This window comes from Spirosoma rhododendri, from assembly GCF_012849055.1.
In the GTDB taxonomy this organism is placed as follows: domain Bacteria; phylum Bacteroidota; class Bacteroidia; order Cytophagales; family Spirosomataceae; genus Spirosoma; species Spirosoma rhododendri.
This window is the reverse complement of sequence record NZ_CP051677.1, coordinates 2,969,757-2,995,670: the sequence shown is the minus strand read 5'-3', so window position 1 is coordinate 2,995,670 and position 25,914 is coordinate 2,969,757. Positions and strand designations below refer to the sequence as shown.

16 protein-coding genes and 1 pseudogene are annotated in these 25,914 nt (G+C 54.3%); 5 read left to right on the top strand and 12 right to left on the bottom strand.

Annotated features, from left to right (window positions below):
* Positions 1-112 precede the first annotated feature (112 nt).
* The 12 genes and pseudogenes from HH216_RS12375 to HH216_RS12320 form a co-directional block, all read right to left on the bottom strand.
* Positions 113-1,387, bottom strand: a complete 1,275-nt coding sequence (locus tag HH216_RS12375; protein ID WP_169551093.1) for an McrC family protein — start codon at positions 1,385-1,387, stop codon at positions 113-115.
* Positions 1,387-4,736, bottom strand: a pseudogene (locus HH216_RS12370) (VCBS repeat-containing protein). Before HH216_RS12370 ends, HH216_RS12375 begins: the two are co-directional and overlap by 1 nt.
* A 249-nt stretch (positions 4,737-4,985) precedes the next feature.
* On the bottom strand, positions 4,986-6,836 hold the full coding sequence (locus HH216_RS12365; protein ID WP_169551092.1) for a RagB/SusD family nutrient uptake outer membrane protein: 1,851 nt from the start codon (positions 6,834-6,836) through the stop codon (positions 4,986-4,988).
* 18 nt (positions 6,837-6,854) lie between these two features.
* Positions 6,855-10,148, bottom strand: a complete 3,294-nt coding sequence (locus HH216_RS12360) for a SusC/RagA family TonB-linked outer membrane protein (RefSeq protein WP_169551091.1) — start codon at positions 10,146-10,148, stop codon at positions 6,855-6,857.
* A gap of 355 nt (positions 10,149-10,503) precedes the next feature.
* Entirely contained in the window at positions 10,504-12,354 is a 1,851-nt protein-coding gene (locus tag HH216_RS12355; protein ID WP_169551090.1) for a RagB/SusD family nutrient uptake outer membrane protein, read from the bottom strand.
* A 15-nt stretch (positions 12,355-12,369) separates the two neighbouring features.
* Entirely contained in the window at positions 12,370-15,492 is a 3,123-nt protein-coding gene (locus HH216_RS12350; RefSeq protein ID WP_217371912.1) for a SusC/RagA family TonB-linked outer membrane protein, read from the bottom strand.
* Between the two features lie 242 nt (positions 15,493-15,734).
* Positions 15,735-17,843: an ATP-dependent DNA helicase RecG gene (recG, locus tag HH216_RS12345; RefSeq protein WP_169553367.1), complete on the bottom strand. Its 2,109-nt coding sequence runs from the start codon at positions 17,841-17,843 to the stop codon at positions 15,735-15,737.
* A gap of 89 nt (positions 17,844-17,932) precedes the next feature.
* Positions 17,933-19,363 (bottom strand): DUF5723 family protein, encoded by a 1,431-nt coding sequence (locus HH216_RS12340; protein ID WP_169551088.1) that lies wholly within the window; start codon positions 19,361-19,363, stop codon positions 17,933-17,935.
* A gap of 183 nt (positions 19,364-19,546) precedes the next feature.
* Positions 19,547-20,149, bottom strand: a complete 603-nt coding sequence (locus HH216_RS12335) for a NifU family protein (protein WP_169551087.1) — start codon at positions 20,147-20,149, stop codon at positions 19,547-19,549.
* 265 nt (positions 20,150-20,414) lie between these two features.
* Entirely contained in the window at positions 20,415-20,738 is a 324-nt protein-coding gene (rpmA, locus tag HH216_RS12330) for a 50S ribosomal protein L27 (RefSeq protein WP_169551086.1), read from the bottom strand.
* A 99-nt stretch (positions 20,739-20,837) separates the two neighbouring features.
* Positions 20,838-21,155 carry a 50S ribosomal protein L21 gene (gene rplU / locus HH216_RS12325; RefSeq protein WP_169551085.1) on the bottom strand — a complete coding sequence of 106 codons (318 nt, stop codon included), beginning with the start codon at positions 21,153-21,155 and terminating at the stop codon, positions 20,838-20,840.
* A gap of 111 nt (positions 21,156-21,266) precedes the next feature.
* Positions 21,267-21,716 (bottom strand): PaaI family thioesterase, encoded by a 450-nt coding sequence (locus HH216_RS12320; RefSeq protein WP_169551084.1) that lies wholly within the window; start codon positions 21,714-21,716, stop codon positions 21,267-21,269.
* Between the two features lie 130 nt (positions 21,717-21,846).
* On the opposite strand from HH216_RS12320, the gene HH216_RS12315 reads away from it, so the two are divergent.
* The 5 genes from HH216_RS12315 to nagA all read left to right on the top strand — a co-directional run bounded on the left by HH216_RS12315 (position 21,847) and on the right by nagA (position 25,796).
* On the top strand, positions 21,847-22,611 hold the full coding sequence (locus HH216_RS12315; protein WP_169551083.1) for a phosphosulfolactate synthase: 765 nt from the start codon (positions 21,847-21,849) through the stop codon (positions 22,609-22,611).
* Positions 22,612-22,700: 89 nt separating this feature from the next.
* Positions 22,701-23,342, top strand: coding sequence for a DedA family protein (locus HH216_RS12310; protein WP_169551082.1), 642 nt, complete (start codon positions 22,701-22,703; stop codon positions 23,340-23,342).
* 89 nt (positions 23,343-23,431) lie between these two features.
* Positions 23,432-24,178: a shikimate dehydrogenase family protein gene (locus HH216_RS12305; RefSeq protein ID WP_169551081.1), complete on the top strand. Its 747-nt coding sequence runs from the start codon at positions 23,432-23,434 to the stop codon at positions 24,176-24,178.
* A gap of 138 nt (positions 24,179-24,316) precedes the next feature.
* Complete coding sequence (locus HH216_RS12300) at positions 24,317-24,601, top strand: putative quinol monooxygenase (RefSeq protein ID WP_169551080.1); 285 nt, start codon at positions 24,317-24,319, stop codon at positions 24,599-24,601.
* A gap of 31 nt (positions 24,602-24,632) precedes the next feature.
* Entirely contained in the window at positions 24,633-25,796 is a 1,164-nt protein-coding gene (nagA, locus tag HH216_RS12295) for an N-acetylglucosamine-6-phosphate deacetylase (protein WP_169551079.1), read from the top strand.
* Positions 25,797-25,914: the final 118 nt, after the last annotated feature.

The window sequence follows — 25,914 nt, the reverse complement described above, 5'->3', positions numbered from 1 at the left end:
CGGTTGTCCGCGGCAGCTTCCAGCTGTCGAAGCCGTTAGGCTAAATAGGAGCTACCGTGTTAGCCGCTACCGCGGCTCCGACAGCTAGAAGCTGTCGGGGACAATCAATCGTTTAAACCGATTGCGCGTATTGAACCAGTTTGTCGACCTCAGCGGCTAGCGGACGCGATAGGTCAAAGGGGAGCACATGTAGAGTAGTCGATGCGTCGTAGCCGAAGACGTGGAGCGGTTCGCGGAAGGCAGGGTTCATTGGATAGATCAGGAACAGCCGGGTTGCGTCGTATTTCTTGCCATAGGCGAAAAGCTGATACAGGTCGGCCTGTTCGATTCCGTAGTTGCCGCGCCGGTCGGTACTGTCGAGTAGTTTCCATTTCGTGTCGAGCACCAGCGTTTGTCCGTCGGCCTGCCGAATCAGTATGTCCGGGCGAAGTTTGAATTTCGGCGCGCCAACGTGTTCGTCAACCAGGTGCGCCGACGATTCCTGCACGGTTACCAGCCCCGACTCCGACCAGTATCGCCGGACACCGTGAGCGACATAAGCTTCGAAGACGCGGGGCATCGGAAACAGTAACGACAGGCTGTTCGTCCGGCCCGACTGCGCACCAAACGCCTGCCCCAGCAGCAGAGCCTCGGCCCAGCGCAGGGCCGGTTCATAGCGCGCAAACAACCGCCCCAGCCGCTGACTCGCCCGCAGATCGTCGGGAATACTCACACATTCCGGCACGTCGTCAAGCGTACAGAGCCACTGCCGGACCTGCGCCTGCACGGGCGAGCGCGACAACTGCTTATCGATCGTTGCCAACGTCGATTTCAGGAGCCGGTTGGGGGCAATGTCGGCACTGAGCTGATCGTAGCGGACGGCCAACCGTTCTGCGTGGTGGGCGTTGTCGCGTAGGTGGCGAGTGGCCTGAAATTTCCCTTTCCAGACGGGTTCGTTGCGTTCGACGGTTTCGTAGGCGCGTTGCAAGCCCTGCCGGGTCAGGGTGGTCAGGACATTGAGAAACGTCAGGACGAATACATCCCAGAGTGGCAGGTCGGCAGCACCGGTCTGCGACATGGGCAGGGTGCGGAACGGGCTATCGGGCAGGTGGCGCAGCATGGTTAGCAGCAGCGGCCGGGCCTGATCGGGCTGCTCCAGTTTTGGCAACAATTCAAGTTGTGTGCCGTCGGCTAGTTGCACTAACCCCACATATGGTCCGATGCGGACGTACTCGCGACCTTTGCGCGTAAACAGCGTCAGCCAGTCGCTGTCGGGGTCGAGGGCCTGTTCACGCAGCAAATCGAACGCCCGCCCGGAGACAATCGTCGCGTCGTCGCCCATAGATGCGTCGGTCGTGATGAGCGATTGTTCGGTAACGGCAAAGCGATTTGTGCGTCGGGTATGCATCAGGGGTTACGCGGTTTGTACGCCCGAACGGCCTGCTGATTGATACCCACGAGCAGCGTTTGCCCAATTGGTAACACCGACCGCACGTCGCCCGACAATTGGAAACCCGACTGCGTTGGCGACACCGGCACGAAGCCCCCGCGCCCGTCGTTGCGGAGCAACACGCCCGTGTTGGCGTCGGAGCGGCCGAAACGGATACGGGTTTTCGTTGCATTGCCGCAGAGCAGTAGGTCTTTATGGCCATCGTGATCGTAATCCAACGCCGTGACGGTGAAAACCGGGGCAATCTGCGCCGAGAGCGGCAGTGCTTTTTCGGTCAGTTTACCGCCCGCGGAACTGAGCAGGCAGGTTGTTTGCAGCTGATTGGCGGTCAGGCGGTTGGCGTCTTTCAATTCGTCCTCGGTGAACACGGTTGTCAGCGTTGCGTTGGCGTAGGTGTCGTAGTCGGTGAATCGCTTTCGCAGCATCGCCATCTGGTCGAGCAGTTCGTCGCGGGTGGCGTGGGGGTAGCTTTTGCCCTGCACGTACAGGCACAAAACCGGGTCGATTTTACCGTTGTTGTCGAAGTCTTTGTAGACCAGTTCGGCAGGTTCAGTTTCGCTGGCGCGGCACTGCGTATTCAGCCCCTGGTTACCAATCACCAGATCGGGGCGGCCGTCGCCGTTCAGGTCATCGACCAGCAGTTTGTTCCACCAGCCGCGGTACTGCTTCGGCAGAAAATCAGTCGTTTTATCAACCAGTTGCCCACCCGTCAGGCTCATCACTGTAACTGGCATCCACTCCCCCACCAGCACGAGTTCGGGCTTTTTGTCGGCATTCAAATCGGTCCAGGCGGCATCCGTGACCATACCAATCTGCGCCAGCGCGGGGGCTAGTTTGGTCGTTTGGTCGGTGAATGCACCGGTGCCGTTGTTAATAAGCACATACGAACGCGGGGCTTCGGGGTAGCGACCCGGAATGACCCGCCCGCCGACGAACAGGTCGAGTTTACCATCGCCGTTGAGGTCAGTGGCGCGCACACAGCTTTTGCTGGTTCGCATGACGGGCAGGGCGTTGGCGGCCTTCGTGAAGTTGCCTGTCCCGTCGTTCAGGTACAGCCGGTCCTGCAAGCGAGCGTCGTCGGGCTGGAAATCGCCGTAACCACCGCTGCATACATACAGATCGGGCTTACCGTCGGCGTTGGCGTCGAAAAACAGGGCATCCGTATCTTCGGATTGCTTGTCAGCGTCGAAGGCCGGTTGCGGGCGCGGGCTAAACTGCCCTGACGCCTGCTGGATGTACAGCATACCGGCCTGCCCGCTGTTGCCGCCCGCGTAGACATCCTCCAGCCCATCGCCGTTAACGTCGCCCTTTACCAGACACGGCCCGCCGAACGACTGCGCATTAACCAGCAGTGGTTGACGCTTGAAATCATTGGTCGCGACGGTCGAATAGGTTCGGGCAATGGGCGATTTCGTTTCGACGAACAGCGACGGCCCGGCCTTCGGTGCCCGGTAGGTTTCGCGGGCGTCGCTCTCGCGCAGGGTCAGCATTTGGTCGGCTTTGGGGGCTTTCAGGAGTTGCTCTTTGCCCGTTGGCCAAACGATTCGCAGCGAGTCGATGGCGGGTTCACCGCCCAGTCCGAAGTGCAGCCGGGGCGACATGCTCGACTGATAGCCCCGCGTTGGCATCTGCTCCTGAAACTGCTGCCGACCGGCCCGGTAAAGCGTCAGTTTCGCGCCCAGCCCCTGCGTGTTGGTTCCGCTACCGACCAATTTCACCGTCAGAAAATGGTGCTTCGCCTGCGAACGGGCTTCGTTCTGGTAGATAAATGCCGTCTGATTTGTGTTGTTGACGATCAAATCCAAATCACCGTCGTTGTCGAGGTCGGCGTAGGCGGCACCGGTGCTGTTCGACGCCTGCGTTAGTCCCCAGTTCGGCCCCATGTTCGCGAAGCGTACCTCGCCCGACTGCTCGGCGGGTTCATCGCCGGTGCGGTTGCGGAACATGTAGTTCGTGACGTTTGAGGCAGGCATTTTATGCACCAGTTCCAGCACGTCTTCCCGCGTGGGATTGGTCGGGCGGCTCTGCATGAAGTCGTTCATGAACTTCAGGAAATCCTGGTTCGTATAGTCGCGGACGTAACCGTTGGTAATGTACAGGTCTTTCCATCCGTCGTTATCGTAATCGGCCAGCAACGGCGACCAACTCCAGTCGGTATTCGAAATGCCCGCCAGTTGGCCTACCTCACGATACGTCCCGTCGCCGTTGTTTACTTGCAGCATGTTCCGCATGTTCTGGTGGTGAAAGCCCGATTGCACGGCGAGATCATACTTTTCGTAGTTGTCGGGGGCCATCAGCAGTTTCTGCCGCCGGTTGTCTTCGGGCAGCATGTCCAGTGTCACGATGTCGGGCCGGGTGTCGTTGTTGACGTCGGCGACAGCGTTACCCATCGAGAAGTTGGACGTATGCCCCACGCTCGTTTTCAGCGCGTCGCGGAAGTACGGCCCACCTTTTCCCGCCTGATTGATGTACAGATAATCGGGTACACCGTAGTCGTTCGACACGTAGAGATCGGGCCAGCCGTCGTTGTTCAGGTCCGACACACCCACGCCCAGCCCGTAGCTCAGGGGTGAACTACTTAGGCCCGATTTTGCCGTTACATCGGTAAAGCGCTTGCCCTCGTTTTTGTAGAGCCGAACGCCGATTTGCGGGTCAGGCTGCTTCATGATGGCCGCCGTAGCCTGCGGGTCGAGAATAGGCAGCAGCCGGGGGTTGTGGTTCAGTTGAAACAGGTCGAGATCACCGTCGCGGTCATAATCGAAGAAGACGCCCTGCGTGCTTTGCACCGGCTGCGCCAGCCCGTATTCGGCGGTGCGGTTGGTGAAATGCGGAATCCCCTGCGCATCGGGTCCGTCGTTGATGAGCAGTTCGGGGATGCGATTTTCGGGGCGGATCGTGCCGGAACGAGAGATGTACAAATCCAGTTTACCGTCGCCGTTAACGTCGGCCATCGTCACGCCCGTTTTCCACGGATTTTCGTTACCCCCGCCCCCGACTGCGCCGTAACGTCGGCAAAGCGCATGTTTCCCTTGTTGAGGTACAACTTATTGGGGGTCATGTTGCCCGTGAAGTAAATGTCGTCCAGCCCGTCGTTGTTCAGATCACCGACTGCCACGCCCCCACCGTTGTAGAAATACTCGTACATCAGTACGTTGGTATTCAATCCTTCGGTCAGGTTGTTGGAAAACGTAACGCCGGTCTGATCGGGCGAAAGCAGCGTGAACAGGGCCGGGCCAGCGGGCGTGTCAGCGGATTGAGGGGCGGACGACGAATCGGACGACTTCTGGCAGGCAGCCGCGGCCAACAGGCAAACCGTCAGCGTAAAGTAAGTAAAGCGTTTCACGGAGGGTAAGTGTGTTTACCCCCGTCCCCCTGAAGGGGGCGAGGACTCGGCCATCGCCAGTAGTGGCTAGGGAACGTCCTCACCCCCTTCAGGGGGACGGGGGGTATCATTTATTATCCTATAAAAATAACTAAAAATGCCAGCACCCGAAAGCACTGGCATTCTTGAACTCTCACTATCTCCCGTTAGGGAGAGGTTGGAATGGATTTCTACTTAGTAACCTGGGTTTTGAATCAGCTTGCTATTCCGGTTGATCTCGTCGCGACTGATTGGCAGGAAGTAAATCTTATCGTTCCACTTCCGGTTTTCCTTACCCGTTCCCAAGTCCTGTACCTTGTACGTGTAGGTATAGTTGTCTTTGCTGTACTTGTATGTCGTGACCGTTTTGCCTGACTTTAGTTTACCCGTGATAGCAATGATGCGGGCCTGCTGACCGAGTACCGTGGGTGCAATCATCCACCGGCGAACGTCGTAGAAACGCTGATCTTCCATGAACATCTCCACGTTCCGCTCGTTCTGGTAACGAGCCATCAGCGCGGAACCCGTTTCGGTGATGGCAGGCATACCAGACCGGAAACGAACAGCGTTGATCCACTTCTTGGCCTCTGCTTCCTGCCCTAGCATCAAACAGGCTTCCGCATAATTCAACACAACCTCGGTGTACCGAATCTGGATAGACGGAATCTCCTGACGAATATTCTGATCTACGATCGATACATCGGTGTTGAAAAACTTACGGATGGCGTACCCTGTCCAGGTACCATTCCAGTTTTCGATTGTGCTGTTGCGGGTATCCAGCCCCGAAAACTTGGTCGGAGACGACGAAGAGCCCACTTCGTATTCACCCATCTGTATCTGACCGGCGGGATCGATACCCGCGCCATCGGGCGTACGGGGTTTCCATTGTGCACCATCGTAGAGAATCGACGCATAGAAACGAGGATCGCGGTTTTCGTACGGTGCCGCAGCATGCGTTGCATTGCTCCAATCGAACTTGGTACCATCCATCATCTCGTAATTATCGACCATCTGCTGGGTTGGTTCGCTTGACGTCCAGCCGTGATAACCGTTCGGCATGTTATTGCGCGGGAACCAGGAGCCCCAGTCATCATTTGATGCCCGGATATAGTATTTCAGGAAAATACCATCGGTCTCACCACCGTTTTGCGACAGCGACAGGTTTGTGTAATTCTGCTGCCCTTCAGCCGCCGTAACGGGAGCCGACAGGTTCAGCTTATACCCGTACATGTTCAAGTCCATGACGGCTTTAGCAGCATCCTGCGCCTTTTTCCAGCGAGCTGTCCGGTCGCCACTGACGTAACCCAGCAATTCAGGATTGGCGAAACTGGCAATGACGCTCGACTTAGCCTTGGCCGTCGGTATATCGTGTAGATCGCTGGCAGCGTACAACAGAACCCGTGCCTTGAGGGCCATCGAAGCGCCCATCGTAGCCCGGCCAGCCGCCATACTACGACCTTTCAGCAGCGTAGTAGCCGAATCCAGATCAGTAACGATCGCGTTGACACACTCCTCATACGTATTACGACCCACCGTAAAATCACCTTCATCCAGTGTATAAGCCGATTTGATAAGGGGTATGGCTCCGTGGTAACGCAGCAACTGATTGTAGAAATAGGCCCGCAGGAAATACATCTCACCGCGCATCCGTCCGGCCAGATCGCCACTATTATCGAACGAAGGCTTTGCCAGTTTCGATAGGGCGATGTTGGCGGCCCGAATCCGGGCGTAAATAGCGCCCCACTCCATGGTGCTCTTAACAGTACCTATGTTAGATGGGCTGACGTTCGCTTCATTCACGTCCTGTTTGCCAAAGCTGTACAGGGCGTTATCGGTCTGGCAATCGAAACTCATCTGATCCAGCAGACCATCCCGAATACCGTTGTACACATCTGTTACGAAGGCTTCAGAAAGCGCCCGGTCGGCCCAGACCGCATCACCCGATACCTTGTCGAGTGGCTTCGTATCCAGGAAATCAGTGTTACAAGCCATCATCGTTGTGCCCAACAGCAGGCCGAACGACAGACACTTTGCTATATAATTCATAGTAATCTGATTAATCGTTTAGAAACTGACTGTTAAACCCCCGTTGATAACCCGTGCCTGTGGATAATACTGACCGGCACTGTTGGTCGATTCAGGATCAAATATGCCCTTCATCGCTGGTGCGTAGGTTGCCAGGTTGAGACCGTTCACGTAAAACCGCAGGTTGTTCAGACCAATTTTGCCCGACAGCGTATTCGGCAAGGTGTAGCCCAGTTCCAGGTTTTTCAGACGAACGTAGTTGGTGCTTCTCAGCCAGTATGTCGTACCGTTGGAGAAGTACTGGTTGCTACGGTCTACGATGCGTGGGTCAACCGTGCTTTGGTTATCGACCGTCCAGCGGTGATCGTAGCTGTACTGTAGGAAGTTACCGATCGTACCCGACTCCGTTTGCAGGAAGATCTGCCCGCCCGTTGAGGCCTGGAAGAGAATGCTGAGATCAAAGTTTTTATACCGGACGCTGGCATTCAAACCACCTTGAAAACGGGGCTGGTTGTTGCGGTCGGCCCGGACACGGTCGTTCGCATCAATTTTCCCGTCGCCATTGATGTCTTTCAGCTTCATATCGCCAGGGCGTAGCAGGCTGGCACCTACACCGCTGTAGTCAATCTTATTGGCGTCGATATCGGCCTGCGTCGAGAAAATCCCGTCGTACTGGTACATGAGCGTACCATTGGCATTGTTCGGATTGTTCACGTCGGTAGGAATGGGCTTACCCGTCGACCGTTGCCATTCGGGCGCACCCGGCGTTTCGTCCCAGAACGTGATGGTGTTCTTGGCGTAACCACCGTTTACGCTAACGCTGTATTTGAAGTCACCCGCCTGTCCGTTATAACCCACCCGGAACTCGTAGCCCTTGTTCGTTACCCGGCCAATGTTGGTAGCGGGCAGCGTAGCGCCTGTCGTCTGAGGAATCGATGCACTCTGACGCCACAGAATATTCGACCGTTTGTTCTGGAACACGTCAAATTCAAAGAAGACTTTACCGTTCAGTAATGAGCCTTCCAAACCGAGATCGGCGTTATTGGCTACTTCCCAGGTCAGCTTTGTATTCGGAACACCATTTTCGTACAGTGTCTGCGAAACCTGGTTATTCAATACATAACCCCAGTTCGAGTTGACGGCGTCGCCATACGCATAGGTCGGCAGGTAATCGTACTCGCGCAGGTTACCGTTAAAATAGACCTGATCATTCCCTAACTGGCCCCAGGAAGCCCGCAGTTTCAGTGAGCTAACAGCTGGCAGCGCCTTCTTGAAGAAATTTTCTTCCGAAATACGCCAGCCCGCCGTTACGCCGGGGAAGAAGCCCCAACGGCTCGAACGAGGAAACATATACGAACCGTCGTAACGCCACAGGAATTCAGCCAGGTATTTCTCTCTGTAATTGTACGCAGCCCGACCAAAGTAGCTCATACGAGCCCGCTCCCAGGCCGCCGTTGTATTCGCAACCTGCTGGGTTTGGCTACCTGCAAACAGTTGGTCGATAGCTGTCGAGTTAAAATACTGACGGAAGCCAGAGAAACCGTTTGAGTTAGACTGCTCTTTCGTAATACCGGCCAGTAACGTAATCGCATGATTGGCGTTGAAGGTCTTGTCATACGACAGAATACCGGACAGCAGTGAGTTGAACTGATCGTTTGTGTACTGATTGAGGGTCGATTGCGCCGGTCCTTTCTGCACACGCTGAAGAAGCGGTTCTTTCGTCGTCGGATCGTAGGACGTATAATCCCAGCTATACACGTACCAGGGAGTTTGCCAAACCTTACCCTGTTGAATGTATTTGTCCAAAGCAACACTGGCGGTTAACTTCAGACCCGGTACCCAGGGGTTAGTGATATTCAGACTGGCGTTGCTTTGCAGATAATAGCGGGTGTCTCTGTTGTAACCCGTGGCGCTGGTCGTAACCAGTACAGGCTGTTGGCCATTCTCGATATCAGGAGCAGGTAAGCCGTTCGGCCAGAAGGCAGGCTTGTTGGGATAACCCCGCGCCAGCATTCGGAAAATATCACCGGCTCCAACGGTTGGGAAGAAGCGGTTTTCCTGACGACCAACAACGCCCGTCACCAAATTGATGTACTTGCTGATTTTAGCGTCCAGATTCAGCCGGAAGTCATACTGCTTGTAGCCCGTAGCCGAGTTTTTATAGTAAGCGTCCTGATTCTGGTAGTTCGCAGAGGCCAGGTACTTAATGTTCTCTGAACCACCCACCAGTTGCAGCGTATGCCGCACCTGGGGTGACCACGGTTTCAGCGCTGCGCCGAACCAATCGGTGTTGGGATGGCCCCATGGATCAGATCCATCCTGAAACTTTTGAATATCGCTGGGCGAGTAAGCCGCCGGGACAACGACGCCATTGTCGGGCCGGGTGTAGCTTCCTGTACTATTGAAGGCCGCGTTGGCATCTTTCCAGTAGCCCGCAGGCAGGTTGTTGTACAGGTTGATTTCGTTGTTCAACTGGGCATATTCAGCTGCCGACGCCATCTTGGGAATAACCGTTGGCTGGCTAAAGCCCTGGTTGAAGCTGTAAGAAAGCTCCGGCTTACCACTTTTACCCCGTTTGGTCGTCACCAGGATTACCCCGTTGGCAGCTCGTGAACCATAGATAGCGGCCGACGCATCTTTCAGAACCGAAATACTTTCGATATCAGCCGGATTCAACCGATCAATACCACCAGCCCGCGCCGGAACCCCGTCGATAACGATCAGTGCGTCGTTATTACCCAGCGTGTTGGAACCCCGAATCCGAATAGCAGCGCCATCATAACCAGGTTCACCGCTGCTGTTTGTCGCAATAACGCCCGGCATCCGGCCGGCAATCGAGTTGGTCAGGTTGACGGCTGGCGATTTTACCAGATCATTTCCTTTTACGGTGGCAACGGAACCGGTTACGGTCTCTTTCTTTTGCTCGCCATAACCAACGACAACAACTTCACTCAGCATCTTATCATCAGACGCCAGGGTGATGTTAACTGCGTTGCGACCATTCAGTGCGACCTCCTGACTGATGTAGCCGATGTACGAGAAAACGAGTGTTGCGTTCCGGTTCTGTACGTTCAGTACGTAATCGCCTTCAACGCCGGTTACAGTACCAGTAGTCGTTCCTTTTACCAGAACACTAACACCGGGCAGGGCCAGCCCCTGCGCATCTACCACCTTGCCAGACACTTTGGTCTGAGCGTAAGCGCCCACTGATGCCAGAAGTCCAAGCACGAAAACCAGACAAAGCGAACCTCGTCTCAGCCATCTGGCATGCACTTCCGACAAAACGGTTTCGGAATCCCCGCAAACTTTTTGATTGGTAAATAGTTTTGGCATGATTCAACTGCATTTTAGTTCCAACTAACGATCTAAAGTTGGCAGCTGAGTGTTTTTACCGGTATTATATTAGCTGATACATGTCCTTTTCTAACATATAATAGAACTTTTCTCATTAAAAAGCGATGAAAATTAAGCTTTTCTCATAATAAGTATAACTATTTAGCCCAACTAGTACACATGAGTATATTTAGCTATATATCACACACTAAAGCCTTGTCAGTATAGTATAGGCTGAGCAATTACACAGCCGTTCACTAAGTATGTGTGGCCCATCACGAAACAGCCTTCAATACAAACGGCGGCCGTGTTCATAACACGGCCGCCGTTTTTTGTTGAGTACTATCAATCGGTATTAATATCCGGGGTTCTGAATCAGCTTGCTATTCCGGTTTATTTCATCGCGGCTGATCGGCAGGTAGTACATCTTATCCAGCCAGGCCCGGTTTTCCTTACCCGGATCGATCTCAACGACGCGGTAGGTATAATCGTAGCTGGTCGGATCGTAGCGGTATAGCGACACAGACTTGCCGGCTTTTAGCGTACCCGTGATGCTGATCGTGTTGGCTTTCCGACCCAGCGTCGATGGCGCAATCATCCAGCGACGAGCGTCGTGGTAGCGCTGCTCTTCGAATACCATCTCGATACGACGCTCGTTACGGTACCGCTGACGCAGCGCATCACCCGTTTCCGTCAGTGCGGGCATCCCCGACCGGAACCGAATCTTGTTCAGCCAGGTCTTTGCTTCGGCATCTTCACCCAGTTCGATACAGGCTTCCGCGTAGTTAAACACGGCCTCAGTATACCGAAAGAATGGCCAGGGAATTTGCTGATACGTATTCTGGTCGACGATGGCTGGGTTTGGATCGATGAACTTACGCATGTAGTAGCCAGTGTAGCTACCGTTCCAGTCTTCAACCGTACTTCTGCGCGTATCCAGACCGGCAATCGATACTTTACCGCTGCCGCTCGTTACTTCGTATTGGCCCGTCTGAATCTGGTTGACGGGGTCTTTAGCGGCTACGTCGGCTGTACGAGGTTTCCAGGGAGCACCGTCATACAGAATCGACGCGTAAAAACGGGGATCACGGTTAGCGTACGGAGTAGTCGCTTTGCTCGGATCTGACCAGCTAAATTTCGATCCGTCGATCATTTCATAATCATCGACCAGCAGTGACACCGGTGTGTTACCCGCCCAGTTATGGTAGCCGTTCGGTCCGTTATAGAGACCTTGCTGCCCACCAGCCTCCTGCTTCTGATTGATAAACGAACGCGAGAACAATACGTCCTGATCACCGCCATTACGCGATAAGGCGATGTTCATGTAGTTAGTCGTACCGTCGCTCGCGGGGGCCGACAAATTCAGCTGATAACCGCTGGTCGCATCGAGTACGGCTTTGGCAGCGGCTTTCGCTTTTTGCCAACGTTCCGTACGGCTACCACTCACGTATCCCAGTATGGCCGGTTGTGCGAAGGCAGCGTGTGCCGACGATTTCGACTTGGCCGTTGCTGCATCGTACAAATCGCTGGCAGCGTATGTCAGTACGCGGGCCTTCAGCGCCAGGGCAGCCAGTTCGTTGCCCCGGCCTTTCGCCGGCGATTTACCTTTTAGCAGCGCAGCAGCCTCATCACAATCCTTGGCGATGAAGTTGATACACTCCTCCATCGTGTTCCGCGTCGTCGCGTAATCGGCTTCACCCAGTCCGTACACTTTATCGATGATGGGAACACCGCCATAGTACCGCACCAGTTGATGGTAGTAATAAGCGCGCATAAACTTTGCTTCGCCCATCAACCGATCAGCAATACCATCCGTGTTCGCAAACTTCGGCGTAGTCAGGTTCTGAATAGCCAGGTTTGCCGCCCGGATACGCAGGTACATCTGGTTCCAGTCGATCGTTTCGTTAATCCAGCCCGCATCGGCTGGATTTGAACGGGCTTCTGTAATGGTCGTGATACCCCGACCTGGGTGCGTAAAGATGGTCTCATCGGTCAGCGATGCAAGCTGCTGTTCGTTGAAACCGCCCTGGCCCAGACCAGCATAAATACCCGTTACAAAGGCTTCCGTCAGCGCTGGGTCGGTCCAGACAGCATCACCGGCTACCTGGTCCAGCGGCTGCGTATTTACGAAATTGTCATTACAGCCCGTTATGCTGATCGACGCGACGAGCAGTGCCAGACTTATAGATTTAAATGGTCGTATCATGTGTAATAAGTACGTTTAGAAACGAAGCGTCAGACCAGCGTTGAGAATACGTGATTGCGGGTAGTACTGCCCGGTTGCGTTATCGGCTTCGGGGTCGAACGAACCCAGCCGGTTGACTATCGTCAGGGCATTCAGCGCGTTGATATACACCCGCAGGCTGTTGACACCGATTTTCCGGCCAAACGTTTCCGGGATGGTATAGCCCACTTCAAAGTTTTTCAACCGGATATAGTCAGCCGAACGTAGCCAGTAGGTGTTACCAGCCGAGTAGTACTGATCGCTCCGGTTGGCGATACGGGGATGCACACTGCTTGGGTTATCAACGGTCCAGCGGTTGTAATAAATCTCCTGTAAGTAGTTACCAACGTTACCCGATTCACCCAAACTGATATACTGCTGCGCACCGGCCGAACCCTGGAATAGTACGGTCAAGTCAAAGTTTTTGTACGAAGCAGAGATGTTCATACCACCCTGGAAGAGCGGCAGGTTTGTCCGGTTGTTCCGTACCTGATCGTTTGGCGTGATTTTACCATCGCCGTCGAAATCCTTGTACTTCATATCGCCGGGACGCAGCGTTTTCACGATGGCCGAGTAGTCGAGCCGGTTGGCGTCGATATCAGCCTGCGTCGCGAATACGCCGTCGTACTGATAGGCAAGGTAAGCGTTGATGGGCTTACCCGTTGTGCGCTGCCAGTCGGGAGCACCGGGGGCTTCGTCCCAGAAAATAATCTTGTTCTGCGCGTAGCCACCGTTTACGCCAACGCTGTAGCGCAGTGCACCCGCCTGACCGTTGTAGCTAATCTGTCCGTCGAAACCGCTGTTACGCACTTTACCAATATTCTCCGGGGGCAGCGTCAGGCCCGTCGTGCGCGGTACTGATGCGTTGCGGGGGTACAGAATCGATGTCCGCAGGTTGTTGAAGTAATCAAATTCAAAGGCAATCTTGCCGTTGAACAACTGACCTTCGATACCGATGTCAGCATTGTTGGCTACCTCCCACGTGATCGTTGGGTTGGGGATCCGGGCTTCCGACAACGTTTGCTGCTGGGCGTTATTGATAATGTACGTATTGAAGCCGTAGGTCGGCAGGTACTGATACGTAGCCAGCGTGGTTGTACCGGGGAAATAGATCTGGTCGTTACCCAACTGTCCGTAAGAAGCCCGGACCTTGAAGTAGTTCATGATGGGTACGCTACGCTTCCAGAATCCTTCCTCAGATACCACCCAGCCCGCCATAACGCCAGGGAAGAAACCATAACGCGTTGCTGCGGGGAAGATGTCAGAGCCATCGTACCGGCTCAGGAATTCGAACAGGTATTTTTCTTTGTAGTTGTACGCAATCCGGCTGAAGTAGTTCAGACGAGCCCGGTTAAACGCGCTACCACCGTTGTTCTGCTCCAGCGCACCACCCGCAAACAGTTGGTCGATAGCGGGCGAGATGAAATACCGACGATAGGCGTTGAAATTGTCGCCCTGAATCGTTTCCCGGTTTACCCCTACCAGGGCAGTTAGGCCGTGATCACCAAACTTGCGCTCGTAGGTTCCAATCAGACCTAGCAGGATGTTCAACTGCGTGTTGTTGCCCAGCGTCAGACGAGGTTCTGCCGGTCCACGTTTGCTGGCAATCAGGTTGGGGACACCATTGGCATCGACACCCGTACCCCGTTCGTACAGCGTCCAGGGTGTTTCCCAGCGCCGGTTGTTCTGATTCAGTTTATCGACAGCTGCCGTTGCCTGTATTTTCAGCCCATCAACGCCCGGAACTTTGAAATCCAGCTGGCCATTGGTCTGAATATAATCACGCTTGTCGCGGTCGTAACCGGTAGCGTTAGTTGTAATGACAACCGGATTTTCACCGTTTTCGATGTCTGGACCGGGGCGACCATCAGGCCAGAATGCAGGCTGGTTTGGCTTACCCCGCATCTGCATCCGGAAAATTGCACCGGCTCCCCGTGTTGGGTAGTACCGGAATTCTTCACGACCCAGGATACCCAGTGCTACGTGCAGGTACTTGCTGATATTGGCGTCGATATTAAGCCGGATATCGTACTGCTTGTATCCCGTTGCCGAGTTTTTGTAGAACGCATCCTGATTCTGGTACCCCAGCGAAGCGAGGTATTTGAAATCTTCGGTACCACCCGTCAATTGCAGGTTATGCCGCGACTGGGGCGACCACGTTTTCAGCGTCGACTTGTACCAATCAGTATTCGGGTGGCCCCAGGGGTCCGATCCGTCGTTATATTTCTGAATATCGGTTGGCGAATAGGGCGCCGTGCGTACCGTTCCATCAGGACGTGTGTACGTACCGTTTGTTTTGAAGCCCTGCGTTGCTGCTGACCACTCCGCTGTCGGCAGTTCGTATATGTTCAGGTCATTCAGCATTTCGGCGTACTGCCCGGCATTCGCCAGTTTAGGCACAACGGTTGGCTGCGCAATACCCTGGTTGAACGAGTACGACAGTTGAGGCTTTCCGCTTTTACCGCGCTTGGTCGTAATCAGGATAACGCCGTTAGCTGCCCGCGATCCGTAGATAGCCGCCGACGCATCTTTCAGGACCGAAATCGTTTCGATGTCGGCGGGGTTAATCCGGTCCAGACCACCGGCCCGGTCGGGGATACCATCCACAACAACCAGTGCACTGTTGTTACCCAACGTGTTTGTACCGCGAATTCGGATGGTTGATCCATCGTAACCCGGCTCACCACTGCGGTTCACCGCCGTTACGCCCGGCAGACGACCAGCCAGCGAGTTCGACAGGTTGGTCGTAGGTGACTTCACCAGATCCGTTCCTTTAACCGCTACGACCGAACCCGTAATGGTTTCTTTACGCTGCGTGCCATACCCAACGACGATAACCTCGTTCAGTGATTTTGTATCGTCAGCCATATTGACGTTGATCGTTGATTTACCGTCGATGGGTACTTCCTGCGATACGTAGCCGATATACGAGAAAACCAGTGCGATACCGTCGCGGGGTACATTGACCGAATACCGTCCGTCGCTGTCGGTTACAGACCCTGTAGTTGTTCCTTTCACAACAACGCTGACCCCAGGCAGGCCCTGTTGTTGCGCGTCAATTACTCGCCCTGATACTTTAGTTTGGGCCATTGCCCCGAATGAGCAAAGCATTAGCAGCATAAATACGGCGAGCCCGCTCAATAACCAGCGAGTCCGTTCCTCCGGCCGATCCGTACATCCCGGATTAGTAGAGTTCTTTTGCATAAGCGATAGAGATCCAGTTAACTGTTTTTTAACAGAATCTAAAGCCGCTTTTAATATCTGTTTACTTGTGCTGGATTACCACCGAGTGATATTTTTTTCACTCATAAGCCTATTTTGATCAGTTATTTTCTCGCTTTACAGCCGTCGAAAAGTCGCAACTAACTGATCCGCCCCCAGTTGTTACCGTGTTTGCGGACGTTGTCGACCTGATTACGGACAGGGGCATGTTGGGGTAATACAAGCTCGGGGTCTTCCGCCAGAATAGCTTGGGCAGATTCGCGGGCAGCCGTCAGGATTGGGCCGTCTTTAGCGAGGTCGGCAATCATCAGGTCCATCACACCACTCTGCTGCGTGCCGGTCAGGTCGCCGGGGCCGCGTAGTTGCAGGTCGACGTCGGCAATTTCAAACCCGTTGTTGGTGCGAACCATCGTTTCAAGCCGAGTGCGGGTGTCGCTGCTGAGTTTGTAGCCAGTCATCATAATACAGTACGACTGCTCAGCCCCCCGCCCAACGCGCCCGCGCAGCTGATGCAGTTGCGACAACCCAAACCGTTCGGCGCTCTCGATAACCATAACGCTGGCGTTCGGAACATTGACCCCGACCTCGATAACCGTTGTCGCGACCAGAATCTGCGTTTCGCGCTTCAGAAACCGCTTCATCTCGTCGTCTTTTTCGTAGGCCAGCATCTTGCCGTGAAGAATGCCAATTTCGTAGGTAGGCCGGGGGAACGCCCGCTGCATGCTTTCGTAGCCATCCATCAAATCTTTGTAGTCCAGCTTTTCCGATTCTTCAATCAGCGGATAAACTACGTAGACCTGCCTGCCCAGTTCGAGCTGCTGCCGCATAAAGCCAAAGACTTCGGAGCGGTGTTTGTCAAACTTGTGTACCGTTTTGATCGGCTTCCGCCCTTTGGGTAGTTCATCGATGGTCGAGACGTCGAGATTGCCGTAAAGCGTCATGGCTAGCGTACGGGGGATGGGCGTCGCCGTCATAACCAGAATGTGTGGGGGTACCGTTTCGTTTTTACCCCACAGCTTGGCTCGTTGCGCTACACCAAACCGGTGCTGCTCGTCGATGATACACAGGCCAAGATTCTTGTACTGCACGGCATCTTCCAGCAGCGCGTGCGTGCCAACCAGAATATGCATCTTCCCCGATTGCAACTCGTCGTGCAGCACCACCCGGCGTTTCTTGTTGGTCGACCCGGTCAGGATGCCGATGTTCAGGCCCATTGCGTCGGCGAAAGGTTTCAGGCCGTTGTAGTGCTGATCGGCCAGAATTTCGGTTGGGGCCATTAGACAGGCCTGCGCTCCGTTGCCAATCGCCATCAGGCAGGCGATAAACGCAACGATAGTTTTGCCGCTACCCACGTCGCCCTGCAACAACCGGTTCATTTGCTTACCCGTCAGGAAATCGGCGTAGAGTTCGCGGATTACACGCTGTTGCGCACCCGTCAGTTCAAACGGGAGCAGTTCATTGTAGAAATGCTTCATCAACGTCGTATCCCGAAAAACCTGACCGGGAAACTCTTCTTTCTGCATCAGCTTGTTTTTAATCAGCCGCAACTGATTATAAAACAGCTCTTCAAATTTCAGTCGGCGCTGCGCCTGCTTGAGCCATCCCTGATTTTGGGGCAGGTGAATATTCCAGATAGCATCGCGCTTGCTGATAAGCCGGTATTTCTCGATCAAATCGGCAGGGAGCGTTTCGTGAATATGACTCCACGACAGCTCAAGCAACTGGCGCATCACTTTCCCGATGGCTTTGCTATCGAGGTGTCGTTTACGGAGCTTTTCGGTCAGATTGTAAACCGGGTAGAAGCCGGGTTCGCTGGCCGAACTGGTAGCTGTGTTTTCCAGCTCAGGGTGAATAATGCTGAACTGACCACTGAACGATTGTGGCTTGCCGTAAGCAATGTATTCACCATCGCGACGAAGCGTTTTCTCGATGTAGGCAATCCCCTGAAACCAGACCAGGCTCATCGTGCCGGTACCGTCGGTGAACGTACCAACCAGTCGCTTTTTCGGCCCCTCTCCTTCCACACACCATTCCCGCAGCCGACCGCGTACCTGCGCCGACGACATACTGTCCATCAGTTCGCTGATCGTATAGTAGCGCGAACGGTCGTCGTACCGAAACGGATAGTACTGAATCAGGTCACCAAACGTGAACAGATTCAGTTCCTTGTTGATCAGTTCAGTACGTTGCGGCCCAAGACTCCGTAATTGCGTGAGTGGTGTATCGAAAAAGGTCGTTCGTTCGGTCATAGCAGACCCCATGCACCCCGGTTTTCAAGTAGGGTACTATCCAAATTTACGCATTTTTCATGAATTCTGACCGAAGCCAGCCGAGGTGGCTACTCGTCGTTGACACGGCCCAGCCCGAAGGCAATACCCCCGTAAACGTCCAGGCCACGCGGGCGAATGCCGTTGGACGAGTTACCCAGCAGCCCCAAAAAGTTGTCGGTACCGAGCCAGACTGGCCCTACCCGCACCGACGCGCCCACACTGACCCCCCGGTTGAGGTACACTACCGGCAGCGACAGACTTAGCCACCGTTTATCGAAGTGGGGCGTCACGGCGATTAGCGTAGGCTGGTGTACAGCCTGCGCCTGCACCGACCGCAGATCCTGCAAATACGTCAGACCAATACCCGCTCCCGACGGTTCCGTGTAATCGACAGTCAGGTTGAGCGACGTAGGCAACCCGGCTCCGAAACGAGTCCGGTCGGGGCTACGCCCGGCACTGAGTTTCTGCTGTACCGTCTGGGCGATGTCGAGCGTACCGCTTACGTTAATGAAATCGCTGCCCCGGAAGCGGATCGGCGACTGATCCAGCTGTGCGGAAGTATAGATGTAATCCTCGCCCTTGTAGCTGATTCCGCCAATGTCAGTGATGGCTGCCCCGATACGCAGCGATGGGCTGTCGCTGTCGTATTGCCGAACGTAAGTCAACCCAATATCGGCCCCCAAACCAACCCCCGGAATATCGGTGCTTAGCAGCGTACGGGGACTTATACCCCGGTTCTGGAGGAACGTTGTGTAACCCAGCGTAGCATCGAGTTGAGTAACTTCCAGATACGGCATGTCGGGCGTTGCCGCGTCAGCCGTGACACGGTAAGTCATGCCTTTGTTGATAAAATGCTGCGCGTTGTATCCCAGCAGCCCTTTCACAGTTGCGCCCATCAATATCTTCTGTCCATCGCCTTCCAGCAGCGTCGACGCATAGGTAAAGGCCAGTTCTGCGTAGGTATTGCTGTTGACGTTCAGTTGGTTGTTTCGGCTGGGAATACCGTACAGCGCACCATCGTTCAGGCTGGCCCGCAACGACGATAGTAGCGCCTGCGATGTACCGACAACCTGCGCGATGCCCCGAAATCGGGTAGTGACGGCAACAGCACTACGCTCACTGGTTTTTATCAGCAGGGCCGGTCCACGTACTTCGCCCGACAGGGTACCGTTTTTGGGTTTGCCGTCGTTGATTTCCTGCGTGTACGACTCGTCGAACCGCACCGACCCGTCGGCGTTTCGGTACCTGCCCGGCACCCGGTCGGTGACGAGCCGGAGCAGCGAAAACGGTGCCTGATAACGGACGTAGTTATTGTCGAGATGGAGATTACCAGTGGCTCCGTTCAGAAAGATGCGGGATGGTGAATCGGCGGCTAATGCCGGGTTGATATATAGCCGGTTGGTTCCACCGTACCGGCTGGTTGAGATACCAAGCATATTCTGCCCCGACACTGTCGACAGCGTCAGTCCTATTGCTCCCAGTATCAATGAATACTTCATGTAGTGTTTTTATCGATGGGTATATTCCTGCAAAGTAAACGGTAAAACCGCCCCCGGATTCACCAGAGACGGTTTTTCTGAGCCATCGGCCAATTGTATGTTTAACGTTTATGGTTCAACGTTTAAGGTTCTTCCGCTGGAAGCAGGCAACTTTAAACCTTAAACCATCAACGTTAAACTCATTTATACCCCTTCCGCTTCGACCAGTTTCACTTCCGGAACCAGGCGGGTGAGCAGGTTTTCAATACCAGCTTTTAGTGTGAGCGTCGACGATGGGCAGCCACTGCATGAGCCTTGCAGCTGCACTTTCACCGTGCCACTGGGTTCGTCGAATGAGTGAAAATTGATGGCGCCACCGTCCGTTTCGACGGCCGGCCGAATGTACTGATCGAGCACGGCTTTGATCTTCTGCACCGTTTCCGAATCCATGTCCAGCTTCGTGGTATTGGCATCCATCGTACGCTGCGAAAACACCGGCTTCTGCTCACCCAGGTATTCTTTCAGGAACAGCTTTACTTCGAACATGACCTCATCCCAGTCGGTCTCGTCGTCTTTCGTGACAGTGACGAAGTTGCTGGCGATGAACACCCGACGAACGAACTCAAACCCAAACAAAGCCACAGCTAAGGGCGACGCTTTACTATCGACGAGCGCATCGGCCGGGGTTGCGTAATCAAATGAAAGACCGCTCGGCACCAGTTCGACGCTGAGCACGAACTTCATCGAGTTGGGGTTAGGGCTACCTTCGGTAAATACCGAAACAGGGCGACTCAGGGCAGAATTCATATCTTTTCTTTGACGTTATAGGGTTATGCGTGAAGTTGTAAAGTTGGATGGTTACAAAGTTGTAAAGTTGCTGGCGTGCGGTTGATCGCCGGATGGGCTAACGCGGTAGCCAACTTTTAAACTCTGTAACTTTACGACTTTACAACTTAAAATCGCCACAACTCTCTTCCCCAACAGGTGGGTTTGTTTTTTAGTTTGACGCACAACGCGAAAAACCCGCCTGACGGAAATCAGGCGGGTTTTCAACAGGTCATCAGACCGTTGTTTATTCAACCGGAGCCGCTACAGCAGCTGCGGGAACTGCTGGCGAAGGCTGCGCTACCACAGCCGACGGACCTGCCGGGATGATGTCTACGTACGAACGGCTGTTCCGGCCGGGGCGGAACTTAACAACGCCATCGACCAGAGCGAACAGCGTGTAGTCTTTACCCAGACCTACGTTTTTACCGGGGTGATGCTTCGTACCCCGCTGACGAATGATGATGTTGCCAGCAATAGCCGACTGACCACCGAACAGCTTTACGCCCAGGCGCTTGCTGTGTGAATCGCGGCCGTTTTTGGAACTACCTACACCTTTCTTGTGTGCCATTTTTTCAAAGAAGTTTAAGGTCTGAAACGGTCCGCCGTAGCGGTTTAATATTTAAAGTTATGTTGAACCTTAAACTTTAAACATTGACCGTTAGACTAGTTAAAGAGTGATGTCTTGAATCAGGACTTTGGTCAGGTACTGACGGTGTCCGTTTTTCTTTTTGTAGCCTTTCCGACGCTTCTTCTTGAAGACGATCACTTTCTCGCCTTTCAGGTGTTCAACGATCTTGGCCGATACAGCGGCTCCAGCTACCGTCGGCGCACCGATGGCAACGCTACCTTCGTTATCAACAAGGAGAACTTTCACCTTGTCGGCCGCAAGTACAGCGTCCACATCGCCTTCTAACCGGTGGGTGTAGATGAAGCGATCCTTCTGGATCTTGAATTGCTGTCCTGCGATCTCTACGATTGCGTACATGATTTTTGTATAAAATTGGAAATGAGGGGCAAAAGTAATGGTTTCGACAAAAAAACGCAAGACGTTACGCAGTTTTTTGCGGAGACTGGCGCACCCATCGCCACAAAAAAATCAAAACGGCAGCTTCGTATTTGTCTGTACCAGATTGGTCGAGCATTTAGCGATGATTTTGCCATCCTCGGCAACGATTCGGCCTTCGCAATGAACGATGTTGCGCCCCGCCCGGATGGCCTCGGCCCGGATGCTAATCATATCGCCAAGCCGGGCCGCGTGCAGAAAATCGACGTTCATATTGACCGATACATATAGGTATTCCCGGTTCAGCGAAAATACCATCGCCCCAACCAGATCATCGAGCAGTGCGCAAGTGGCTCCCCCATGCAACATACCGGCCGGATTGGTCATGTCTTCCCGCACGATCAGGTCGGCAACCAGCAGCCCCTCGTCAACCTGCCGGAGCGTAACATTCAACCAGCGGCCCAGCGGTGAAATACTACCACTCATGTCGCGGCCAATCATCGCCCGAAAAAAATCGAGCCGGGTATTTTTTGTGGTGTCCATACGGGACAAAAATAGTACAAAACCAAGTAAACAAGGCCGAACAAGCGATTATCGGTGTACTTTCTTGGGGGGTTCGTTAGAGTTATGCTACTTTTGGGCGTTTTTGAAATACCCTATTCAATCAAACTGAATGAATTATACGCTTACGCAGATACCCGACCGCACCGTTAAGCCCCGACAAAACGGCCTGACGATGGTGATGGACAAGGGACTAAGCCTGCGGGAGGTAGAAGACTTTCTGTCCACCTCCGCCGACTACACCGACATCGTTAAACTAGGCTGGGCGACCTCCTTTGTTACACCCAAACTGACCGAAAAACTGGCCCTCTACCGCTCGGCCAACATACCTGTTTATTTCGGCGGTACGCTGTTCGAAGCCTTTGTTGTTCGCAAGCAGTTCGATGAATACCGCAAGCTTCTCGACCGATACGGCATGGAATACGCCGAAGTGTCGGACGGATCGATTGACATGGCGCAGGACGACAAATGCGAATACATCCGCACGCTGGCAACGCAGGTAACGGTGTTGTCGGAGGTGGGGTCGAAAGACGAAGCCAAGATCATCCCGCCCTATAAGTGGATTCAGCTGATGAAGTCTGAACTACAGGCTGGTGCCTGGAAAGTAATCGGCGAGGCCCGCGAAGGCGGTACGGTCGGGCTGTTCCGGTCGAGTGGCGAAGTACGGCAGGGACTGGTCGAAGAAATTCTGACGCAGGTACCTTCAGAAAGCGTGCTTTGGGAAGCTCCACAGAAAGAGCAGCAGGTGTGGTTCGTGAAGTTGTTGGGCGCCAACGTCAACGTCGGCAACATTGCCCCGCACGAAGTCATCCCCCTCGAAACCATCCGCCTGGGTCTCCGTGGCGACACCTTCACCCATTTTCTGGATAAGCTTTAAGCGCGTTCAAGGTTTATTGTTTGAGGTTCAAGGTTGTTGACCATCAAAACCTTAAGCCTTGAACTACAAACGTTAAACCAATTCCCCGGATGGACATTTTTAAATCGCTGCTTGATTTTTTGCTGCACCTGGATCGTCACCTCGATCTGTGGGCCAATGAATACGGTGTACTGCTCTACGCGATCCTGTTTCTGATCGTGTTTACCGAAACAGGGCTGATCGTAATGCCGCTGCTTCCGGGCGATTCGCTGCTGTTTGCCGCTGGAGCATTAGCGGCCCGCGATACCAACGAACTGAGCGTCGGTGTCATCATCCCGCTACTGATCGTGGCGGCCCTGCTGGGCGACAATGTCAATTACTTCGTCGGCAAAACGCTGGGGAATCAGATCAAGATGCGCGAACGGATTCTGTTCTTCAAGCGCGAATACATCTACGAAACCGAGAAGTTTTACGCCAAATACGGCGGACGGACGGTTATCATCGCCCGCTTCATTCCCATCGTCCGCACGATTGCGCCCTTCGTGGCCGGGGCGGGCAGCATGATCTACAGCACCTACATTCGGAACTGCATCATGGGGGCTATTCTGTGGGTGACGAGCATTACGCTGGTGGGCTATTTCTTCGGCAACCTGCCGTTTGTGCAGAAGAATTTTGAATTCGTCGTCTTCGGTATCGTTGGCCTGTCGCTGCTGCCGATTGTCTTCGAGTTCGTTAAGAAGCGGTTTGCCTAGCGCCCGTTTAAGGTTTAAGGTCTGAAGTTCAAGGTTATGCCGCTGCTGCCGACGTTAAACCTTGAACTTCAGACCTTAAACTTTTACTAATGAACACCTACGGCCTGATTGGCTACCCGCTGACGCACTCCTTTTCGCAGCGGTATTTCACCGAAAAATTTGCCCGCGAAGGCATCGCCGATAGCCGCTACGAACTGTTCGAGATGCCCGACGTCGCGACGGCCCTGCCTGCGCTATTGGAGCAACCCGGTTTGCGCGGACTAAACGTAACCATCCCCCATAAGCAGGCCGTACAACCCTACCTCGATCGGCTCGATGCATCGGCGGAAAAAGTAGGAGCCGTCAACGTGATTAAAATCGAAGCTGACGGTTCACGAACGGGATACAACTCCGACTATTACGGGTTCCGGCAATCGCTAGAGGATTGGCTGGCCGCGCTGAACCGCACGACTACCGATCTACGGGCGCTGGTATTGGGTACGGGTGGTGCGTCGAAAGCCGTTGTCGCGGCCCTTTCCGACCTGGGAATAGCTTACAAAGTTGTCTCGCGCACCAAAACGGCCGATAATCTCACCTACGACGAATTACCGGATGTGATCGATCAGTACGAGTTGCTGATTAACTGTTCCCCTGTTGGTACGTATCCGCATACTGACGAAGCTCCGGCCCTCCCCTACGATCAGCTAACCGATCGGCATTTGCTATATGATCTGGTTTATAATCCCGCCGAAACCCGTTTTATGCAACTCGGCCATGCGCGCGGTGCAGCAGCCGTGAACGGCTATCAAATGCTGGTGCTGCAAGCCGAAAAAGCCTGGGCAATCTGGCAGGAGTAAACACAGATTACGGTATTCGGTTTATGGTATACAGTTTACGGCGGCCACCGTGGCGCGGTCCGTTACGTGGCGAGTTTTGCTTAACAGACGAAACTCTGTAAACCGTAAACCATACACCGAAAACCGTATACCGAAATTATGCCCCTATCCGTTTTTGCTGTCATTCAGGCAAAACCCGGTGCCGAAGCCGATTTGCGTAACGGCCTGTTCAACCTCGTAGCGAAAGTGCGCGAGGAAGACGCCTGCCTGCTCTACGAACTCTACACCAGCGAAGAGCATCCCGACCACTTTATCATGCACGAACTCTGGACCGATGCCGCCGGGTTGGCCGCCCACAATCAGATGCCGCACATGAAGGCGTTCGGCGAATTGGCGAAAGACTGGCTGGCCGCGCCTGTTGAGTTGACGACAAAAGACGTGTAGTAGAGTAAACTCCCAGGCGACTTACGTTGTCATGAACAACATTCTTTTCCAACGTGCGACCGTCTTTCTGGACGACCGCTTTCTAACCAATGCATCGGTACACATCGCCGATGGACGCATTCAAACCGTCAGTGATCAGCCTGTCGATGCACCCGGCGCAACGGTAATTGACCTGGCCGACGACTACTTAGTTCCGGGGCTGATCGACTTGCAGCTTTACGGTGGTTCTCAGTTGTTTCTCAACGAGATTCCGACGCCCGATACGGTCCGGCATATTTTCGACACGCACAACCGCAACGGCACAACTACCCTGCTGCCGACCATCCATTCGACGTCGCTCGATGTGATGCAGCAGGCGATGGACGCCGTGCAGGTGGTGCGGGCAGAAAACCCGATGGGTGTACCGGGCATTCATATCGAAGGGCCGTATTTCAATCCCATCAAGCGGGGGGCGCACAGTGCCGCGTTCGTGCGCGTTCCCGACGAAGCCGAACTGAATACGCTGTTCAGCCGCAACGCCGACATAATCCGGATTCTGACGCTGGCCCCCGAAATGCTTCCCCCGGCACGACTTCAGCAGCTATTCGACCTAAAACACCCCAACACGCGGTTGTCGCTGGGGCACAGTAACGCGACATACCGACAGGCGACCGACGCGCTTAACACGGGGCAGATTCCGCTGGCTACGCACTTGTACAACGCCATGCGCGGGTATGAAAGCCGCGAGCCGGGTGTGGTGGGGGCCATCTTCGATCATCCGACGGTCTGCACCAGCCTGGTAGCCGACGGCTACCACTGTGACCCGGCAACAATTCGTATCGCGCACCGGCTGCTTGGCGACCGGCTGTTTCTAATTTCCGACGCCCTCTTTGCCGCCCCTCCGGGTGTCGACGGCCCCAGGCCCACATTTACGCTCGGCGAGTTTGTGGTGCATTACGCAACCGACCCAAATGGACCCGGACGATACATGAATGACGAAGGCAAACTGGCGGGATCGGCATTGACCCTGATCGATTGTGTGCGTGTGTGTGTGGAGAAGGCGGGGCTGCCCCTGACCGATGCACTCCGTAAGGCGACGAGCATTCCGGCCGATGTAGCCGGGCTGGGCGATCAGATTGGGCGGGTACAGGCAGGCTACGCGGCCCGGCTTGTCCGGCTCGACAAAGCCCTGAACGTACAGGCTGTTTGGCAGTAAATCAAGTGGCATATGCCGACAGAAACGGCCCTAAACGTAAGTTGTCGCGTTTAGGGCCGTTCTTGCTTATGTTCTATTTCAAAAAACGCTACATCGTCCGTTAACTAGCTGATTTAAT

Excerpts from the sequence above, each read along its gene's own strand:
- nagA (WP_169551079.1), top strand. The coding sequence starts at position 24,633 with ATGAACAACATTCTTTTCCAACGTGCGACCGTCTTTCTGGACGACCGC.
- HH216_RS12355 (WP_169551090.1), bottom strand. The coding sequence starts at position 12,354 with ATGATACGACCATTTAAATCTATAAGTCTGGCACTGCTCGTCGCGTCG.
- recG (WP_169553367.1), bottom strand. The coding sequence starts at position 17,843 with ATGACCGAACGAACGACCTTTTTCGATACACCACTCACGCAATTACGG.
- HH216_RS12360 (WP_169551091.1), bottom strand. The coding sequence starts at position 10,148 with ATGCCAAAACTATTTACCAATCAAAAAGTTTGCGGGGATTCCGAAACC.
- HH216_RS12335 (WP_169551087.1), bottom strand. The coding sequence starts at position 20,149 with ATGAATTCTGCCCTGAGTCGCCCTGTTTCGGTATTTACCGAAGGTAGC.
- HH216_RS12340 (WP_169551088.1), bottom strand. The coding sequence starts at position 19,363 with ATGAAGTATTCATTGATACTGGGAGCAATAGGACTGACGCTGTCGACA.
- rpmA (WP_169551086.1), bottom strand. The coding sequence starts at position 20,738 with ATGGCACACAAGAAAGGTGTAGGTAGTTCCAAAAACGGCCGCGATTCA.
- HH216_RS12305 (WP_169551081.1), top strand. The coding sequence starts at position 23,432 with ATGAACACCTACGGCCTGATTGGCTACCCGCTGACGCACTCCTTTTCG.
- HH216_RS12375 (WP_169551093.1), bottom strand. The coding sequence starts at position 1,387 with ATGCATACCCGACGCACAAATCGCTTTGCCGTTACCGAACAATCGCTC.
- HH216_RS12310 (WP_169551082.1), top strand. The coding sequence starts at position 22,701 with ATGGACATTTTTAAATCGCTGCTTGATTTTTTGCTGCACCTGGATCGT.
- HH216_RS12365 (WP_169551092.1), bottom strand. The coding sequence starts at position 6,836 with ATGAATTATATAGCAAAGTGTCTGTCGTTCGGCCTGCTGTTGGGCACA.
- HH216_RS12315 (WP_169551083.1), top strand. The coding sequence starts at position 21,847 with ATGAATTATACGCTTACGCAGATACCCGACCGCACCGTTAAGCCCCGA.
- HH216_RS12300 (WP_169551080.1), top strand. The coding sequence starts at position 24,317 with ATGCCCCTATCCGTTTTTGCTGTCATTCAGGCAAAACCCGGTGCCGAA.
- HH216_RS12350 (WP_217371912.1), bottom strand. The coding sequence starts at position 15,492 with ATGCTGCTAATGCTTTGCTCATTCGGGGCAATGGCCCAAACTAAAGTA.
- rplU (WP_169551085.1), bottom strand. The coding sequence starts at position 21,155 with ATGTACGCAATCGTAGAGATCGCAGGACAGCAATTCAAGATCCAGAAG.
- HH216_RS12320 (WP_169551084.1), bottom strand. The coding sequence starts at position 21,716 with ATGGACACCACAAAAAATACCCGGCTCGATTTTTTTCGGGCGATGATT.